Source organism: Streptomyces sparsogenes subsp. cuspidosporus, from assembly GCF_039532705.1.
Lineage (GTDB): Bacteria > Actinomycetota > Actinomycetes > Streptomycetales > Streptomycetaceae > Streptomyces > Streptomyces sparsogenes.
In genome coordinates this window covers 121,901-140,658 of sequence record NZ_BAAASD010000019.1, presented here as the reverse complement: position 1 = coordinate 140,658, position 18,758 = coordinate 121,901, and the positions used below count along the sequence as shown (strand labels likewise).

Sequence of the window (18,758 nt, the reverse complement as noted above, 5' to 3'; positions counted from 1 at the left end):
TCGCACCCCGAAGCCGTCAGCTCCGCGATCTGCTGCAGCGTCGCACCCACATCCGCCGTCACCGTCGTCGTCATCGACTGCACCGACACCGGCGCGTCCCCACCCACCGCCACCGACCCGACCTGGATCTTGCGGCTGACCCTGCGGTCGGCGAGCTTGAGGGGAACGGACGGAATTCCAAGCGAAATCGCGGTCATCTGGCGAGCAACCCCAACGTCATGAATGAAGGTCCCGAGATCGGCGGGCTCCGGAGTCCGAGGTTACGGCACCGTACGGGACCTGGGCACACCGCGGTTCCGAAGTGCACCCAAAGGTGCACTTCGGACCATTTCGCAGCATCAGGAGATTTTCACCGGATTCACCACATCGGCCACCAGCACCAGCAGGGTGAAGCAGATGAACACCCCGGCGATCACATAGGCGACCGGCATCATCTTGGCCACGTCGAACGGCCCGGGGTCGGGCCGGCGGACCAGCCGGGCGGTGTGCCGCCGGATCGCCTCCCACACCGCCCCCGCGATGTGCCCGCCGTCCAGCGGCAGCAGCGGCAGCATGTTGAACAGGAAGAGAGAGAGGTTGAAGCCGGCCACCAGGAACAGCATGGTGGCGACCCGCTGCGAGGCCGGGATGTCGAGATTGGCCACCTCTCCGCCGACCCGGGCCGCGCCGACCACGCCCATCGGGGAGTCCGCCTTGCGCTCACCGTCGCCGAACGCCGCGTTCCACAGGTCGGGGATCTTCGAGGGCAGGGCGATCAGCGAGTCGATGCCGTCCTCGACCATGTTGCCCATGCGGTCCACCGACTGCCCGAAGGACTGCTTGACCACGCCGCTGGCCGGGGTGAAGCCGAGGAAGCCCGCGGTGACGTACTTCCCCTCCACATAGCCGCCCCGCCCGTCCGACTTGGCGACCTGGTGCTTTATGAGGACCGCGTGCAGATCCTTGCGGACGCCGTTCCGCTCGACGGTGATCGTCGCGGGGCCGACCGTCTTGCGGATGCTCTGCTGGAGGGTGGACCAGTCCGAGGTCGGCTCGCCGTTGAAGGCGACGATCTTGTCGCGGGGCCGCAGCCCGGCGGTGTTGGCCGGAGTGTCCTTGGCGTCCTTGGGGCACGTGTCGGTGTTGGCCGAGGCCGGGACCACGCACTTCTGGACGGTGCCCACGGTGGTGGTCTGGGTGTTGACGCCGAAGCTCATCATCACCCCGAGGAAGATCACCACGGCGAGGACCAGGTTCATGAACGGCCCGGCGAACATCACGATCACGCGCTTCCACGGCTTGCGCGTGTAGAACATCCGGGTCTCGTCGCCGGGCTGGAGCTCCTCGTAGGCCGCCGACCGGGCGTCCTCGATCATGCTGCGCCACGGCGAGGTGGAACGAGCGGTTATCTTCCCGTCGTCTCCGGGCGGGAACATCCCGATCATGCGGATGTACCCGCCGAGCGGGACGGCCTTGACGCCGTACTCCGTCTCGCCCTTCTTGCGGGAGAAGATCGTCGGGCCGAAGCCGACCATGTACTGCGGCACCCGGATGCCGAAGAGCTTGGCCGTGGAGAGGTGGCCGAGCTCGTGCCAAGCGATCGAGAAGAGCAGTCCCACGACGAATACGACTATGCCGAGGACCGTCATCATCAGTGTCGTCATGCGCGAGCCTCCGGTGTCGCGTTCGCCGCGCGGGCGGCCAGTTCACGGGCGCGGGCGCGGGCCCAGGCCTCGGCCTGGAGGACGTCCTCGACCGTCAGCCGGGTTCCCGCGGCGGGGGTGCCGTGTTCCGACACCACCTGGGCGACCGTATCGACGATTCCGTTGAACGGCAGCTTCCGGGCCAGGAAGGCGTCCACGCACTCCTCGTTCGCCGCGTTGAAGACGGCGGGCACGGTGCCGCCGAGGGCGCCGACGTGGCGGGAGAGGCCGATCGAGGGGAACGCGTCATTGTCCAGCGGGAAGAACTCCCAGGTGTGCGCCTTGGTCCAGTCGCAGCCGGGCGCGGCGTCCGGCACCCGGTCCGGCCAGCCGAGGCCGAGCGCGATCGGCATCCGCATGTCGGGCGGGCTCGCCTGCGCCAGGCTGGAGCCGTCAATGAATTCGACCATCGAGTGGATGTACGACTGAGGGTGGACCACGACCTCGATCCGGTCGAAGGGGATGTCGTACAGCAGGTGCGCCTCGATGACCTCCAGCCCCTTGTTGACCAGGGTCGCGGAGTTGATCGTGATCACCGGGCCCATGTCCCAGGTGGGGTGGGCCAGCGCCTGCTCGGGCGTGACCTCGGTCAGCTCCTGCCGGGTACGCCCCCGGAACGGCCCGCCGGAGGCGGTGACCACCAGCCTGCGGACCTCCTGCCGGGTGCCGCCGAGCAGCGCCTGGAAGAGGGCGGAGTGCTCGGAGTCCACGGGCACGATCTGACCCGGCTTGGCCAGGGCCTTGACCAGCGGCCCGCCGACGATCAGCGACTCCTTGTTGGCCAGCGCGAGCACCCGGCCGGCCTCCAGGGCGGCGAGGGTGGGCGCCAGGCCGATGGAGCCGGTGATGCCGTTGAGCACGGTGTCGCACTCGGAGCGGGCCAGCTCGGTGGCCGCGTCGGGCCCCGCGATGATCTCCGGCAGCGGCTCCCCCGCCCCGTACCGCGCGGCCAGCGCCTCGCGCAGCTCGGACACGGCCTCGGGGCGCGCCACCGCGACCGTCGCCACGCCCAGCCGCCACGCCTGCTCGGCCAGCAGCCCGGCCCGCCCGCCGGCGGCGGACAGCCCGGTGACGCGGAAGCGGTCGGGGTTGCGCAGCACCACGTCGATGGCCTGGGTGCCGATCGATCCGGTGGAGCCCAGGATCACGATGTCGCGCGGCCCTCCGGTGGCGGCGGTGGCCGCCGGGAAGCGGAGGTGGGGGTCAGCCAGGGAATCGGTCATTGCCCCATTGTTGCCCTTCGCGCACGGCTCGGGTGACCGGGTCCGGCAGCCGCGCCCCGAACCCGGACGTTCTTGCCCGGGTTCGGGGCGCAACCATCAATTGAGCAACCCCTACGGCGACCGGCCAGGTCCGCGAGAGCGGCGTCGGCTTAGGCGCAAAGAGGGGAGCAACCCCTACGGCGACCGGCCAGGTCCGCGAGAGCGGCGCCGGCTTAGGCGCAAGGGCGAATGCGCCGGTGGACGTTGTCCTTCGTGGCCGGGCCCGGCGTGGCGTCGGCGATCCAGGGGCCGTCGCCGCTGGGGTCGAGCACGCCGTCCTCCAGCCAGCTGTACGAGCCCGCCAGGACGCCGGAGACGACCTTGCGGTCGAGGTCGTCGGTGTTGGTCCACAGCCTTTCGAACAGCTCCTCGGCGCGGATCCTCGCCTGGCGGCAGAACACGTCGGCCAGCTGGTAGGCCTCGACGCCGTGGTCGCCCGTGGTGCGCAGCATCTCCGCCCGTACGCAGGCGGCGCTCATGGCGAACAGCTCCGCGCCGATGTCCACGATCCGGCCGAGGAAGCCCTGCTTGGTCTCCATCCGGCCCTGCCAGCGGGACATGGCGTAGAAGGTGGAGCGGGCCAGCTTGCGCGCCGAGCGCTCGACGTAGCGCAGGTGCGGGGAGAGGTCACGGTGGCCGGGGGGCCGGAATTCGGCGTACGCGCGCGGGAGCTGGCCGGGGCCGGTGACCAGGCCGGGCAGCCAGCGGGCGTAGAAGCCGCCGGCCTTGGCGGCCGCCCTGCCCTTGTCGGACAGGGACTTGTCCGGGTCGATGAGGTCGCCCGCCACGGACAGGTGGGCGTCCACGGCCTCGCGGGCGATCAGCAGGTGCATGATCTCCGTCGAGCCCTCGAAGATGCGGTTGATGCGCAGATCGCGGAGCATCTGCTCGGCCGGGACCGCGCGCTCGCCCCGGGCGGCGAGCGAGGCGGCGGTCTCGAAGCCGCGGCCGCCGCGGATCTGCACCAGCTCGTCGGCCATCCGCCAGGCCATCTCGCTGCCGTAGAGCTTGGCCAGTGCCGCCTCGATCCGGATGTCGTTGCGGTCCTCGTCGGCCATCTGGGAGGCGAGGTCGATGACGGCCTCCAGGGCGAAGGTGGTGGCCGCGATGAAGGAGATCTTGGCGCCGACGGCCTCGTGGCGGGCGATCGGCTTGCCCCACTGCTCGCGGGCCGCGGACCACTCGCGGGCGATCTTCAGGCACCACTTCCCGGCGCCCGCGCACATCGCGGGCAGCGAGAGCCGGCCGGTGTTGAGGGTGGTCAGGGCGATCTTCAGGCCGGCGCCCTCGGGGCCGATGCGGTTGGCGGCGGGGACGCGGACCCGGTGGAAGCGGGTCACTCCGTTCTCCAGGCCGCGCAGGCCCATGAAGGCGTTGCGGTGCTCGACGGTGACGCCCTCGGAGGCCGTCTCGACGACGAAGGCCGTGATGCCGCCCTTGTGGCCCTCGGACGCGGGGACACGGGCCATGACCACGAGGAGGTCGGCGACCACGCCGTTGGTCGTCCACAGCTTCACCCCGTCGAGGATGTAGTCGTCCCCGTCGGGCACGGCGGTGGTGGCGAGCCGGGCCGGGTCGGAGCCCACGTCCGGCTCGGTGAGCAGGAAGGCCGAGATATCGGTGCGGGCGCAGCGGGGCAGGAAGGTGTCCTTCTGCTCCTGGGTGCCGAAGAGCTTGAGCGGCTGCGGCACGCCGATGGACTGGTGGGCGGAGAGCAGCGCGCCGATGGCCGGGCTGACCGAGCCGGCGAGGGCCAGGGCCTTGTTGTAGTAGACCTGGGTGAGGCCGGCGCCGCCGTACTTGGGGTCGATCTTCATGCCGAGGGCGCCGATCTCCTTGAGGCCCTGGACGGTCTCGTCGGGGATCTTCGCCTCGCGCTCGATGCGGGCGGCGTCCACGCGGGTCTCGCAGAACTCGCGCAGCTTCTCCAGGAACTTCTCACCGCGCCGCACGTCGTCCGGGGCGGGAGCGGGGTGGGGGTGGATCAGATCGAGCCGGAAGCGGCCGAGGAACAGTTCCTTGGCGAAGCTCGGCTTGTGCCATACCTGTTCGCGGGCTGCCTCGGCGACCTGGCGCGCTTCGCGCTCGGACACCGGCCTGACGGATGATGCGGTCATGGGTGCTCCCTTGCCGCGAATCGACGGTCTCGTGACATTACCGGCACGTACGGTGCCAGTGTGCCTCCGGGTCGACAGGGCGGCAAAGCGGGTGGCCCGAGGTGGTGGAAAAAGCCAGTTGAAGCGCTTCGATTACCTGGACAGCGAACCCGTACAGGTTTACTGTCGATACGGTGCAGCCAGCCAGGAGTCGCCCGGCAACTCTGTCGAAGCGCTTCACTGACTGCCCCTCTCCGGTGGAGTCATGCGTGGGTCCGCCGAAGAGTCCCCTGTCGCGGTCCACGTCGGATGGAGTCCCCGCATGGTCACCCTCGCCGAGGTCGCCCGGCACGCCGGGGTCTCCGCCAGCACGGTGAGTTACGTCCTCAGCGGCAAGCGCTCGATCTCGGCCCCCACCCGCGAGCGGGTCGAGCAGAGCATCAAGGAGCTCGGCTACCACCCGAACGCGGGAGCCCGCGCCCTCGCCAGCAGCCGCTCCAACATCATCGCCCTGATGGTGCCACTGCGGACCGACATGTACGTGCCGGTGATGATGGAGGTCGCCATCGCGGTGGCCACCACCGCCCGCGCCCACGGCTACGACGTGCTGCTGCTGACCGGCGAGGAGGGCCCGGCGGCCGTGCGCCGGGTGACCGGCAGCGGGCTGGCCGACGCCATGATCCTGATGGACGTGGAGCTGGAGGACGAGCGGCTGCCGCTGCTGCGGGACGCCCGGCAGCCCACCGTGCTGATCGGACTGCCCGCCGACACCGTCGGACTGACCTGCGTCGACCTCGACTTCACGGCGACCGGCGCGCTGTGCGCCGAGCACCTGGCCCAGCTCGGCCACCGCGAGATCGCCGTGGTCGGCGAGGCGCCGGCGGTCTACGAGCGCCACACCGGCTTCGCCGTGCGCACGCTGGAGGGGCTGCGCGCCCGGGCCCGGGAGCTGGGCCTGCGCCTGCTGCACCGGCCCTGCGAGGGCAGCTACGAGTCCATGGCCGGGGCGCTGGCCCGGATCTTCGACGAGCGCCCCGGCACCACCGGCTTCGTGGTGCAGAACGAGGCCGCCATCGACCCGCTGCTGAGCCTGCTCCGCCGGCAGGGCCGCGCGGTCCCGGAGGACATCTCGGTGGTGGCGGTCTGCCCCGACCAGGTGGCCGCCCAGGCCTCGGTGCGGCTGACCTCCGTCGCCATCCCCGCGGAGGAGATGGGCCGGCGCGCGGTGGAGCTGGTGGTGGCCAAGCTGGAGGGGCGCGGCGCGGACGAGGTGACCCTGCTGGCGCCCGAGCTGACGGTGCGGGCGAGCACGGGCCCGGCGCCGCACACCGCGCCCTGACCGGCCCCCTGAAGCCCGCCCTCGCGGCGCGGTCCCGCCCTCGTAGCGCCCCTGAGCCGTACGTCCCCGAAGCGATACGCCCGTAGAGCTCTCAGCCCCGTACGTCCACCGCCGCATCCCGAGGAGCGCCCCGTGAAACCGTCACTGCCGGCCACCGCATCGGCGTCGCTCGCCCAGTCCTCCCCCACCGTCGGCAGCTTCGGCGAGCGCGACGGCGCGCTGGAGTGGACCGGGCGGCAGGAGACCGTGCGTCTGGAGCCGTGGGGGCCCGACGCGATCCGGGTCCGGGCCCGGCTCGGCGGGCCGCTGCTGGAGGACCTGCCCGGCGCGCTCCTCGACGACCCGCCACCGGCGGCCGCGAGCGTCCGGATCGAGGCCGGGCAGGCGTCGCTGACCTGCGGCGCGATCACCGCCCGGATCGGCGCGGACGGCATGATCCGGTTCGAGACCACCGAGGGCGGCCGGGAGCTGCTCGCCGAGCAGCGCGCCCACTTCTGGTGGCCGGGGCCGCGGCTGCGCACCGCCACGGGCAACGGCTACCACCGCATCGAGCAGCTCTTCAAGGCGTACGAGGGCGAGCGCCTCTACGGCCTCGGCCAGCACCAGCACGGGCTGCTGGACCAGAAGGGCGCCGTGATCGACCTGGTGCAGCGCAACTCCGAGGTGGCGATCCCGGTCCTCACCTCCAGCCGCGGCTACACCCTGCTGTGGAACAACCCGGCCATCGGGCGGGTGGAGCTGGCCGCGACCGGCACCCGCTGGGTCGCCGACAGCGCGCGCCAGATCGACTACTGGATCACCGCCGGGGACCCGGCGGCCGCGCAGCGCCGCTACACCGCGGTGACCGGCCGTGCGCCGATGCTGCCCGAGTGGGCGGCCGGCTTCTGGCAGTGCAAGCTGCGCTACCGCACCCAGGAGGAACTGCTGGCGGTGGCCCGCGAGCACAAGCGACGCGGGCTGCCGATCGACGCGATCGTCTGCGACTTCTTCCACTGGACGCACCTGGGCGACTGGAAGTTCGACCCGGTCGAATGGCCCGACCCGGCGGCGATGACGCGGGAGCTGGAGCGGCTCGGCATCAAGCTGGTGGTGTCGGTGTGGCCGTCGGTCTCCCCGCTGAGCGAGAACCACGACACCATGGAGCAGCGGGGCCTCCTGGTCGGCACCGAGTACGGGCCCACGGCGCACGCCGACTGGCCCGACGTGCGTGAGGGCGAGCGGCTCCACGTCGCCTTCTACGACGCGACGAACCCCCGGGCGCGGGAGTTCGTGTGGTCGCGGGTACGGGAGAACTACCTGGAGCCGTACGGGATCCGCGCCTTCTGGTTGGACGCCTGCGAGCCGGAGCTCAAGCCCGGCTTCCCCGCGAACCTGCGCTACCACGCGGGGCCCGGCCCGGAGGTCGGCAATCTGTACCCGCGCGAGAACGCCCGCGCCATCCACGAGGGCATGCGGGCGGCGGGCGAGGAGGAGGTGGTGACCCTCAACCGCTCGGCGTGGGCGGGGAGCCAGCGCTACGGCGCGGCCCTGTGGTCCGGCGACATCGGCACGGACTTCGCGACGCTGCGCCGGCAGATCGCCGCCGGGCTCAACGTGGCGCTGTCCGGCATCCCGTGGTGGAACACCGACATCGGCGGCTTCCACGGCGGCGACCCGGACGACCCGGCCTACCGCGAGGTGCTGATCCGCTGGTTCCAGTTCGGCGCGCTGTCCCCGATCATGCGGCTGCACGGCTTCCGCGACCCGGGGCTGCCGCTCGGGCCCGGCATGACCGGCGGCCCCAACGAGGTGTGGTCGTACGGCGAGGAGGCCGAGCGCATCCTCGGCTCCTACCTGCGGCTGCGCGAGCGCCTCAAGCCGTACGTGCTGGCGCAGATGCGCGCCGCCCACGAGGAGGGGCTGCCGCCGCTGCGCCCCCTGTTCCTGGAGTTCCCCGGCGACGAGGCGGCCTGGGGCGTCGCGGACGCCTATCTGCTGGGGCCGGATCTGCTGGTCGCCCCGGTGCTGGAGGCGGGCGCGACGGAGCGGAGCGCGTATCTCCCGGCCGGGGCGCGCTGGACGGACGCCTGGACCGGGGACAGCTGGGAGGGCGGCAGGACGGTGACCGTGCCCGCGCCGCTGGACCGGATCCCGCTGTTCCTGCGCGACGACGCGCGGCTGCCGGTGCGGGAGCCCTGACGCGCGGCTGCCGGTGTGCGAGCCCTGAGGGGCGGGGAACCGGGCCGGCGCGCGCCCTGACGGACCGGGACCGCCGGGCCCGAGCCGCCACCCGCGGCGGTCGGCGCGCCCGGGCCTCCCGGGCGCGCCGGCCGGTCCCGCTCGCCTCAGCCGGAACCCGGCTCCGGCCCGCCTCGGCCGGCGTCCGGCCGCTCCAGCCCCACCTTCGGCAGCCGGCGCGCGAGGGGGGCGGGCAGCCACCACGCGCGGGCGCCCAGCAGCCGCATGACGGCCGGGACGATCAGACAGCGGATCACCACCGCGTCCAGCAGGACGGCCACCGCCAGGCCCAGCCCGAACTGCTGGAGCATCCGGTCCGGGCTGAGCACGAAGGCGGCGAACACCACGATCATGATGGCGGCGGCCGCGGTGATCACCTTGCCGGTGGCCGCGAGGCCCTCGCGGACCGCGTGGGAGGGGTCCCGGGTCCGCTCCCACTCCTCGTGGATGCGGGAGACCAGGAACACCTCGTAGTCCATGGAGAGGCCGAAGACGATCGCGAAGATCATGACCGGGATGAAGGCCTCGATCGGGCCGGGCTGCGCCCCGAACCAGCCCTCCTGGAAGACGAGCGTGATCACGCCCAGCGCGGCCGCGATGGACAGCAGGTTGAGCAGCGCGGCCTTCAGCGGGATCAGCAGGGAGCGGAACACGACCATCAGGAGCAGCGCGGACAGGCCGACGACCACGGCGACGAACAGCGGCATCCGGTCCGCGACGGAGTCGGCGAAGTCCTGGGCGGCGGCGGTGGGCCCGCCCACCAGGTACTCGGCGCCGGTGCGCGCGGCGAGCGGGGGCAGGACGCGGTCGCGCAGGGTGTGCACGAGGTCGGTGGTGCCCTCGTCCTGCGGGGAGGTGGCGGGGAAGGCGAGGACGGTGGAAACGGCGCCGTCCTCGGAGGGCAGCGGCGGCGTGGTGGCGACGATGCCGTCGGTGTGGGCGAGCGCGGTCCGCAGCTCCCGGGCGGCCGCCGCGTCGCCCCGGCTCACCACGACCAGCGGGCCGTTGAATCCGGGGCCGAAGCCCTCGGCGAGCAGGTCGTAGGCCCGGCGGCTGGTGGACGTGGTCGGCTCTTGCCCGCGTCGGCGAAGCCCAGGCGCAGGCTCAGGGCCGGGGCGGACAGCGCGAGCAGCGCCACGACGGCGGCCAGCAGCGCGGGCAGCGGGCGCCGCTGCACGGCACCGGCCAGGGCCCGCCAGCGCCGGCCCTCCTCCATGAGGGAGATGTGGTGTCCGATGACGTCGTGCAGCTCCCGGGCGATGCGCAGCCGCTCCTCGCCGGCCGCGCGCTGCTCCACCTCGTGGACGTAGGCCAGGCGGGTGTGGCGCGCCCGGCCGAGCGCGATCACCGCGACCAGCCAGCCGGCGAGCATGAACAGGCCGACTCCGTTGACGTCGTCGTTGCCCTCCAGGGTGCCGGCGCCGACGGCGAGGACGCTCAGCGCGGCGAGGGCGACGGCCGCCCACGGCCGGCCCCGGGCCGCGACCGTGTACAGGGCGACGACGAACGCGACCAGCAGCGGCCCGTCGTAGGCGCTGGTGAGGTAGTAGGCGGCGGTGGCGGCCAGCGCGCCGAGGGCGACGGCCACCGGATGGCGGCGGCGGAACCAGAGCGCCCCGCAGGCGGCGGCGATCATCGCCCAGCCGAAGGCGGTGACCGGCCAGGGTTCCTGGCGCTCACCGATGAGCGACCTCAGGCCGCCCGCGGCCGCCAGGACGAAGACCCCGCCGGCCGGCATCGCGTCCGCCCACCGGCCGCGGGGCGGCCACAGACGGGCGAGGGAGCCGTGAGAGACCATGCGCCCACCCTGGATTCGGCTCGCGTGCGCGCCCCTCCCCCGTACGGCGGCAACCAGGCTTCTCCCGCCGCGACCCGGGCAGTACGCGGCGCGCCGGGGCCGCAACCGGTGGGGTACGGCGGGTGCCGTCCGCACGCCGATGCCCGGCCGCGGGCCGGCGGAGTTCCGCGTGCCGTCGCCCGGTCGCGGGCCGGCAGTGTTCCGCGTGCCGTCGCCCGGCCGCGGGCCGGCAGTGTTCCGCGTGCCGCCGCCCCAGGGAGCGGCGGCACGCGGCCGGCGGGGCGGGAATCAGCTGAAGGACACGCCGAAGCTGTTGGTCCTGAAGTCCAGGCCGCCGGACGAGGAGGTGATCTCGTAGCCGAACTGGACGTCGCCAATGGTCACATCGCCGAACCAGCCCTTGGTGTTCTTGATCCAGTCGACGACGGCCTTGATGTCCACGGAGCCGGAGGTGGAGTTGGAGGTGCGGATGAACGAGAAGACCTCATTGGCGCCGTTGCTGCCCTTGTAGACCGTCCAGGAGTGGCCCCCGAGGGTGACGGAGCCCTGCGCGGTGCCGAGCGGGCCGACCGGACCGGTCTTGTTGACCCAGAGCATGATCTCGTAGTCGTAGTTACTGTCCCAGATGTCGTACGAGGTGTTGTACGCGCCCGAGGACGGCACGGTGACGTTGTAGCTGCTGCTCAGGCTGTTGATGGCGCTGATCTTCCGGCCGACGACCTTCTTGGCGTTGGGGTAGGACTTGATGCCGCCGGTGTTGGGGTGATCGGCCCACACACCCCAGTTGCTGTAGGTGTTGGCCCAAATGGTCTGCGATCCGGCGCCGGAGCCCCAGATGTTGTTGTAGAGGGTGTAGCCGCCGTTGGGCCAGGTGCCCCACTGCTCCGAGGAGGACCAGGTGGCGGCGTGGGCGGGGGCGGCGGCTAAGCCCAGGAGGGCGAGGAGCGCCAACAGCGGGGTCAGGACGAGCTTTCGGGCGGCTCGGTGCACAGTGCTGCTCCCTTCGGGTGGGGGGAATCGAGCGGGACGACCGCGGGGGCGCGGTGTCGGCTTACGGGGGCGGTGGGGGAGGCGGTCCGCCACTCCCCCGCACCGTCGATCCGGGCGCAGGGGTTGGGCTCGGCCTGTTCGAAGGTGGCGCCCCACCACTTGGCGTCGAGTCCGCCGTCCCGTGAGCCGGAGTCGGCGGCCTGGGCACCGGGTTCAACACGCCGGGGCGCCGCACGCTCGCCCTCTCCCCGCGACACGCTGGGGGAGCGGCTCGGCGCGGAGCGCGTGTGCGGGAGACGTTCACGCTGGAGCGGCACGGCGAGGGACACCTCCTCCGGCACAGGGGACGGGCGAGTACCTCTGTGTCGCCGCGGAGGGCCTGAAGGTTGCCGTACGGGAGGGGCTCGGCGGGGCGGACGGGGCAGGGGCGCCGGACGGGGCGGCGGGGCGAACGGCACGGCGGAGGCTGACGAGTCGGCGGGGGGACCGGGCTCGCCCGGGTGCTGTTCGGCTACGTCACCCGTGCGACGGGGACGAGGTGGTGCAGATCTACGGCAGCGCCCCGGGCGCGCGCGTTCCGCGGCCGCACCGCAAGCCGGCCGCCCACCGCCGGATCCATCTGCCCGTCTCGGCTTCTCCGGTCGAGGGTCCGGAGCGGCCGGGGACGGGCCCGGCCCGACATCACGGGCCAGGCGCCCACGCGGAGGACCTACGTCACCCTCCGCGTGGGCGCCCTACGTCCGAGCGTCGTCCGGCTCAGAGGTCGAGGCCGGTGAGCACCAGGACCCGCTCGTAGGTGTAGTCCTCCATCGCGTAGCGCACCCCCTCGCGGCCCACGCCGGACCGCTTGGTGCCGCCGTAGGGCATCTGGTCGGCGCGGTACGACGGGACGTCACCCACGATCACGCCGCCGACCTCCAGCGCGCGGTGGGCGCGGAAGGCGGTCTGCAGGTCGTGGGTGAAGACGCCGGCCTGCAGCCCGTACTTCGAGTCGTTGACCGCCTCGAACGCCTCCTCCTCACCCGCCACCTCGCGGACGATGAGCACCGGGCCGAAGATCTCCTCGCAGGAGACCAGGGCGTCGGCGGGCACATCGGCGAGGACCGTCGGGGCGTAGGACGCGCCCTCGCGCTTGCCTCCCGTCAGCACCTTCGCCCCGCCCTGGACGGCCTCCTCCACCCAGGCCTCGACGCGCTTGGCGGCGTCCTCGCTGACCAGCGGGCCGACGTCGGTCGCCTCGTCGGACGGGTCGCCGGTGACCTGGGCCTCGACGGCCGCGACGATCTTCGGTACGAGCCGCTCGTAGACGGACGTGTCCGCGATCACCCGCTGGACGGAGATGCAAGACTGCCCGGCCTGGTAGTTGGAGAAGGTCCCGATGCGGCCCGCCGCCCACTCCAGGCCGACCTCGGAGGTGTAGTCGCCCAGCACGACCGCGGCGCCGTTGCCGCCGAGCTCCAGCGTGCAGTGCTTGAGCGGCACGGACTCCTTGATGGCGTAGCCGACCTTGTCGGAGCCGGTGAAGGAGATGACCGGCAGCCGCTCGTCCTGGACGAGGGCGGGCATCCGGTCGTTGGGCACCGGCAGCACGCTCCAGGACCCCGCCGGAAGGTCGGTCTCGGCCAGCAGCTCGCCGAGGAGCAGCGCCGAGAGCGGGGTCGCGGGGGCCGGCTTGAGGATGATCGGCGCACCGACGGCGATCGCCGGGGCGACCTTGTGGGCGCACAGGTTCAGCGGGAAGTTGAACGGCGCGATGCCCAGCACGGCCCCGCGCGGGAAGCGGCGGGTCAGCGCCAGCCGCCCGGTGCCGCCCTGGTCGGTGTCCAGCCGCTGGGCGTCCCCGCCGTTGAACCGGCGGGCCTCCTCGGCCGCGAACCGGAACACGGAGACGGCCCGGCCCACCTCGCCGCGCGCCCACTTGATGGGCTTGCCGTTCTCGGCGGAGATGAGCCGCGCGATCTCCTCGGCGCGCTCGCCCAGCCGCCGCGAGACATGGTCGAGGGCGGCGGCCCGTACGTACGCGGGGGTCGCGGCGAAGTCCTCCGCGACGGCGGCGGCGGCCGCGACGGCCTCCTCGACCTGGGCCTCGGTGGGAATGCTCACCGCGCCGACGAGGCGCCCGTCCCAGGGGGACGTGACCTCGAAGGTGCTCTCGCCCGTGGCCTCGCGGCCGGCGAGCCAGAACGCGTGAGTGACGGCTTCGTTCGTGTCTGGCACAGCGGATCCCGACCCTTCCGGAAGTGGTGGGTGATGGTGCGGATGTCTCTCAACCTCCACCGTAGGCGCGACCGGGCCGGAAACGGTTTGTCCGGTGCGTAGCAGTCGGAGGGCGGCGCGCTACGCATTGGCGTGGCGCGCCGGGCATCGGCGCGCCAGGCATTGACGTGGGGCCCCACTCATCGGCGTGGGGCGGGTCAGCCCTGCTAGGTGCCCTGCGCGGTCGCCTTGAGGGCCAGCCACAACTCCATGCGCACATCGGGGTCGTCCAGCGACCGGCCCAGGATCTCCTCGACCCGGCGCATCCGGTAGCGGAGGGTGTGCCGGTGGACCCCGAGGTCGGCGGCCGCCGCATCCCACTGGCCGTGCCGGGACAGCCAGGCCCGCAGCGAGGCCACCAGGTCCCCGCGCCCTGTCGCGTCGTGCTCCCGCAGCGCCCGCAGCATGCCGTCGGCGAAGGCCCGTACGGCGTCGTCGGCCAGCAGGGGCAGCACGGAGCCCGCGGCCACCTCCTCGTGCTCCACCAGCACCCGGCCGCGCCGCCGGGCCACGGAGAGCGCCTGCTCCGCCTGGCGGTAGGCGGCCGCGGCGGCCGTCGGACCCGCCGGGGCGGAGAGCCCGATGACAAGATCGTCGCCCTGGGGCGCGGCGCTGCGGTCACGCGGCCGGGCCGCCGTGCCGCGGCGGCTCTCCACCGCCTTGGCGTGCTCGGCGCAGACGGAGACCGCCACGCCGCCGTCGGGGGCCAGCACGACGAGACGCTCACCGTCGGGCACCACCAGCACGGCCTCGCCGGAACGGGCGGCGGCCGCCTCCATCGCGTCGGCGAGCGACCCCAGGGGGTCGCCCGCCGCGGCCGTCTCGGCCGCGGCGGGAGCCGCGACGGCGGTCCTGACCTTCGCGGTGCCCTTGACGCCCTTGCGGGCCGCCGCGCCGCCCGGCTTGGCGGCGGCCGGGGCGTCGGCGCGGGTGGCGCCGGGCGGGGCCGTGCTCGCCGGGCCGTCCGCCGGCGCGCCGTCCGCGCCGTCCGCGCCGTCCGTGCCTGCGGAGCCGGCGGAACCGGCGACCGAAGCGGCGGCTGAGCCGGCGGCGGAACCGGCTGCTGGACTGACCGCTGGACTGACCGCTGCGCTGACCGCTGAAGCCGCCGCTGAACCGGTCACGGCGCCGACCGCGGAGGCTGTCACGGCGCCGGCCCCGGAACCGACCGCGCCCGGCTGCTGCTGTGTTCCCCCGCCCGGTGCCGCCTCGGCGACGAGCATCCGGAACGGCGCGTCGAGCAGACCGCCGTACAGCTGTCCGGCGACCGCCCGCGCGTGGTCGGGCTCCCCCGCGAGCAGCATCCGCAGCACGGCGGCGCCGAGCCGCTGCTCGGCCTCCTGCAGGGCGCGGGAACGCTCGGTGGTCAGGGTCAGCAGCGCCACCGCCGAATGCACGGCGTAGCGCTCGGCGGTGCCCAGAGGCGCGGCCGTGCCGACCGCGAGAACGCCACGGGTACGGCGCCCGGTGCCGAGCGACTGCAGCTCCACCCGGTCCGCCGCCGCGTCATCGGCCGCATCCGCGCCCCCGGCGCCCTCGCTCCCCTCCCCCTCGGCGCTCCCGCCCCCGGTTCCCGTTCCGCCTCCGCCGCCTCCGCCTACGACGGCGCTGGCGGGGGCCGGGCGGGTGCGCAGCCGCTCGACGTCGGCCGTGAGCCGGGCGGCCCGGCGGGCCGCCCAGTCGGGAGCGACGGCCACCACCGCGCCGGAGGCGTCGTACAGCGCCGCCCAGCCGTGCACGTGCGCGGCGAGCCTGGCCAGCAGCGCGGCGGGCCCCTCCGCGCCGATCGCGGCCCGGGTCAGCTCCCGCTGCGCCTCGAACCCGGCGGTCACCGCGCGGTACTGGTCCGCGGCGATGGCCGCGGACACGGCCTTGCTGATCGCGATGAACGGAGTCCGGCGCGGCACCTCCAGCAGCGGCAGCCCCTCCTCCTTCGCCGCGGCGACGAGCGCGGCGGGCACCCCCTCGTAGTTCACCCCGACCGCGAAGCCGACCCCCACGACCCCCGCGCCGACCAGCCGGCGCACATAGCGGCGCATCGCCTCCGGGTCCTCGGCGTCGAGCTTCATCGCGGTCGTCAGCAACAGCTCACCGCCTTCCATATACGGCACGGGGTCGGCGAGCTCACTGACGTGTGCCCAGCGCACGGGCGTCTCCAGCCGGTCCTCACCCGCGAGCACGGACAGCTTCAGCGCGGTGTGGTGGACCAGTGAGGCGAGGGTGGGAAGCATGGCACCTTCGGTGGACTTCGACGCGGCTCCGCCGCCATCGACGCGACTTCGCCGTCCCGTATGAACGGCTGTAACCGATTCTGCCTCAGTGGCCGAATCCCGGGAATCGAAGAAAGGCCGAGTTTCGGCTGCTTCCGGCCGCGCGCGCCCGCACCCGAGGGCGGCCGGCTCGGGGGCGCCCGCACCCGAGGGCGGCCGGCCCGAGGGCGGGCGGCCCGGGCCGAGCACCGAGCGTCCCCGGGCCCCCGGAAACCCCGGCAAGCCCTCAGGCGCGCAGGTCCACCAGCACCGGCGGCCCGCTCTCGCCCCGCACGGAGGTCACCGACAGCACGGCGTGCCCCGCGGGCACCGAGTGCGCCAGTTCCGAGGCCGACCAGCGCTCGCGCTCGACCCTCCGTACGGTCACCGACTGGGTGGTCACGGCCTTGCCCGTGACCACCTTCCGGATGAAGTGGAGCACCTTGGTGAACGGCTCCTCCGCGATGATCTGGCGGTCGGTGACATCCCGCGCCTCGACCCACTCCGTGCCCCACACCTCGGCGAACCGCGCGCCGTCCCAGGTCGTCACGCCCGCGTAGGCCATCCGGCAGCCGACCGCGCCAAGCAGCGCGCTGCGCAGCGCGTCGGGCACGTCGTCCAGGGTGCGCAGGGTCAGGACGGCACCCGCGTTGGCAGCACGCAGCCGCTGGATACCCCGCAGCGCCTCGGCGGTGATGGTGTGCGAGGCGTCGTCGAGCACCAGGCAGGCGAACAGCGAACGGTCCGCGCGGCCCACAGCGCACTCGGTGAACTGCGCCAGGACCAGGCGCGCGAGCATCCGGGACGCCTCGGCGTGGCCGCGCTCGGGCAGGTCGATCCGCACCCGCAGCGGGTGCTCCAGGGCGCGCAGCGAGAAGGGGCGCCGGTCGCCGCTCGTGTGGAAGAACTCGGCGAACGCCGGCCGGTCCAGCAGCGCGATCCGGTCGGCCAGCAGCGAGCCCACATCCCCCGGCGTCCCGGCCTGCCGCACCCGCGCGTCCAGCTCACGCGCCTGGGCCGACTGCCCGGCCGCGTCCAGCGCCTCGCGAAGCGCGCCCACCGCCGCCTTCGAGCCGTCCAGCAGCTCACGCAGCTCGGGCACGGACGGGAAACGGCCGTGCGCGGCGCGATACGGGCCGAGCAACTGGGCGAGCGCGGTGGCGGCACGGCGGCTGTCCCCGCCCGGCAGCGACGCCGCCATGTCGCCGATCAGGGCCTCGGCGAGGACGCCGGCGGCCTCGTCGGGGTCGGTGGTGCCGCCGTAGAGGTCGAGGTCGTAGGCGGAGTCCGGACGGCCGATCTTCACCACGACGTCGAACGCCTCATCGGCCCCGAGCCCCGACCCCGCCGCCCCCACCGCGACCACCGCCACCTGCCCCGCGAGCGCCTGCAGACACAGCGCCTCCACCACGGGCCGCACCAGCCGCCCCGTCTTCCCCGCCCCGGGCGGCCCCACGGCCAGCAGCGAGGTGCCCAGCACCTCGGGGTCGAGGGCGAGGCCGACACCGCGGTGCTGGTAGGGGTTGCGCGGGTCGTCGACGGCGGTGCCGATCCTGACCTGGCGGGCGACCAGGTCGTGCACGGCCGTCCGGGCGGGCAGGTCACGCGCGCCCGACGGATGCCCGTGCGCGGCGGCGCCGTGGCGCAGCACGGTGTCGGTGAAGGCGGCGAGCGAGTTCCGTCCGGCCCGCACGGCCTGCCAGGCCCCCTGGATCCGGACAAGATCCACATCATTCATCCGCCCCACCCGCGCCTCCTCAGCCAGCCGCTCCGCGGCACTGTGCGCACCGGCGGCCCGCAGCTCGGGCCACTGGGCTGGGTCGGCTTGGGGGTCGGCGGGGGGCGAAGCGGAATCATTCCGCGCCCGGTGCAACACAGGGGCTACGTATCGGCGCCAGACTTCACCCCAGTGACCGACGCGGCCGAAGATCACGGCGATCGCGCACGCCACGATCATTTCGTAGATGTACTGCGACCACCAACCAGGCCCAAAGACTTTACCTCCGCGCATGTACCACGAGTCGGGAGTCAGGAGGTACAGCGGCCAGTACCAATAGCCCCCGAGGTAGTTGTAATAGAGCAGCGCCCAAGTCAGATATCCGCAGAGACCCGCAATGATCGCCCCGCTGATCAGCTGGCGGTTGGGGATTCTCCCCGGGTCCTCGGGTGGCTTCGGCTTGTGCCCGTACATCCAGACGCCAGGCGCTGCCGCCTGCCGCGGGACACGCAGCCAGGCGATCAGAGGAGATTGCGCCCCAGGGCCGATGGGATGCCCAGCCGCAACCGCCGGCGCCCTTGGCGGCATCGGCGGCGGTCCTGCCGGACCGTTCACAGCAGCCGGAGCCGGGTACCGAGGCGTCTCAGCGGGGTACGGCGGCAGCCCCGGAGCGCCGTGCGGAGGTGCACCTGCCACCCACTGCGGCGAGCCCGGCTGATCCGCTGACTGAGCAGATGGCGGCTCCGCCGTCGAGGCAGGCCCGAACGGCGGCACCTCCGGGGCACCTCGGGAGCCTGCTGATCCCGAAGGCGCCGACGGGAGGGATGTCGGGTGGGGGGGTACAACCGGTGGGCTCGGGGGGTACGGGGGTGGGTTGTGGTGGGTGCCGCGTGCGTCGAAGGTGCCCTCGGTGTCCATCTGCTGCCCCTTGCCCCCTGACCGGCTGTGCTCCGTGCTTCGCGCTCCGCGTCACCGCGCTGACGCGCCGGCGTCCAATCTAGTGTTCCCGGCCGGGGAGTTCACCGACCCGGCGGTTTCCGCGCCCCGCGGGCGGCGGCGGAGCGGTCCTGACGAAGCGGCGCGCTATGTCCGTCGCGGACAACGCGGGCCGCGCACTGCTCCCGAACGGAACATGCCGTACCCGCCTCCACC

At 73.4% G+C, this 18,758-nt stretch carries 10 protein-coding genes and 1 pseudogene; 2 read left to right on the top strand and 9 right to left on the bottom strand.

The features are described from left to right. The 4 genes from ABFY07_RS22925 to ABFY07_RS22910 form a co-directional block, all read right to left on the bottom strand. A partial coding sequence (locus ABFY07_RS22925) for a flavodoxin-dependent (E)-4-hydroxy-3-methylbut-2-enyl-diphosphate synthase (RefSeq protein WP_346176285.1) occupies positions 1-197 on the bottom strand: 197 nt, incomplete at its 3' end. Between the two features lie 141 nt (positions 198-338). Continuing rightward, positions 339-1,643, bottom strand: a complete 1,305-nt coding sequence (locus tag ABFY07_RS22920) for a M50 family metallopeptidase (protein WP_346176284.1) — start codon at positions 1,641-1,643, stop codon at positions 339-341. Next, positions 1,640-2,905 carry a 1-deoxy-D-xylulose-5-phosphate reductoisomerase gene (gene dxr, locus ABFY07_RS22915; protein ID WP_346176283.1) on the bottom strand — a complete coding sequence of 422 codons (1,266 nt, stop codon included), beginning with the start codon at positions 2,903-2,905 and terminating at the stop codon, positions 1,640-1,642. The genes ABFY07_RS22920 and dxr overlap by 4 nt, the downstream gene beginning before the upstream one ends. A 212-nt stretch (positions 2,906-3,117) precedes the next feature. After that, positions 3,118-5,061, bottom strand: coding sequence for an acyl-CoA dehydrogenase family protein (locus ABFY07_RS22910; RefSeq protein ID WP_346176282.1), 1,944 nt, complete (start codon positions 5,059-5,061; stop codon positions 3,118-3,120). Positions 5,062-5,362: 301 nt separating this feature from the next. On the opposite strand from ABFY07_RS22910, the gene ABFY07_RS22905 reads away from it, so the two are divergent. Both ABFY07_RS22905 and ABFY07_RS22900 read left to right on the top strand, forming a co-directional pair. Next, positions 5,363-6,379 (top strand): LacI family DNA-binding transcriptional regulator, encoded by a 1,017-nt coding sequence (locus ABFY07_RS22905; protein WP_346176281.1) that lies wholly within the window; start codon positions 5,363-5,365, stop codon positions 6,377-6,379. Between the two features lie 132 nt (positions 6,380-6,511). After that, positions 6,512-8,557 (top strand): glycoside hydrolase family 31 protein, encoded by a 2,046-nt coding sequence (locus ABFY07_RS22900; protein ID WP_346176280.1) that lies wholly within the window; start codon positions 6,512-6,514, stop codon positions 8,555-8,557. Between the two features lie 146 nt (positions 8,558-8,703). On the opposite strand, the pseudogene ABFY07_RS22895 reads toward ABFY07_RS22900, so the two are convergent. The 5 genes and pseudogenes from ABFY07_RS22895 to ABFY07_RS22875 all read right to left on the bottom strand — a co-directional run bounded on the left by ABFY07_RS22895 (position 8,704) and on the right by ABFY07_RS22875 (position 18,524). Continuing rightward, a pseudogene (locus ABFY07_RS22895) lies at positions 8,704-10,334 on the bottom strand (MMPL family transporter). Between the two features lie 348 nt (positions 10,335-10,682). Next, positions 10,683-11,384 (bottom strand): glycoside hydrolase family 12 protein, encoded by a 702-nt coding sequence (locus ABFY07_RS22890; protein ID WP_346176279.1) that lies wholly within the window; start codon positions 11,382-11,384, stop codon positions 10,683-10,685. A 756-nt stretch (positions 11,385-12,140) separates the two neighbouring features. Next, positions 12,141-13,601 carry an aldehyde dehydrogenase family protein gene (locus ABFY07_RS22885; RefSeq protein ID WP_346176278.1) on the bottom strand — a complete coding sequence of 487 codons (1,461 nt, stop codon included), beginning with the start codon at positions 13,599-13,601 and terminating at the stop codon, positions 12,141-12,143. A 206-nt stretch (positions 13,602-13,807) separates the two neighbouring features. Next, complete coding sequence (locus tag ABFY07_RS22880) at positions 13,808-15,871, bottom strand: PucR family transcriptional regulator ligand-binding domain-containing protein (RefSeq protein ID WP_346176277.1); 2,064 nt, start codon at positions 15,869-15,871, stop codon at positions 13,808-13,810. 265 nt (positions 15,872-16,136) lie between these two features. Then, positions 16,137-18,524: an ATP-binding protein gene (locus ABFY07_RS22875; RefSeq protein ID WP_428836991.1), complete on the bottom strand. Its 2,388-nt coding sequence runs from the start codon at positions 18,522-18,524 to the stop codon at positions 16,137-16,139. Between the last annotated feature and the right edge of the window lie 234 nt (positions 18,525-18,758).

Coding starts and splice junctions, on each gene's coding strand:
- ABFY07_RS22920 (WP_346176284.1), bottom strand. CDS start 1,643: ATGACGACACTGATGATGACGGTCCTCGGCATAGTCGTATTCGTCGTG.
- dxr (WP_346176283.1), bottom strand. CDS start 2,905: ATGACCGATTCCCTGGCTGACCCCCACCTCCGCTTCCCGGCGGCCACC.
- ABFY07_RS22910 (WP_346176282.1), bottom strand. CDS start 5,061: ATGACCGCATCATCCGTCAGGCCGGTGTCCGAGCGCGAAGCGCGCCAG.
- ABFY07_RS22905 (WP_346176281.1), top strand. CDS start 5,363: ATGGTCACCCTCGCCGAGGTCGCCCGGCACGCCGGGGTCTCCGCCAGC.
- ABFY07_RS22880 (WP_346176277.1), bottom strand. CDS start 15,871: ATGCTTCCCACCCTCGCCTCACTGGTCCACCACACCGCGCTGAAGCTG.
- ABFY07_RS22875 (WP_428836991.1), bottom strand. CDS start 18,524: ATGGACACCGAGGGCACCTTCGACGCACGCGGCACCCACCACAACCCA.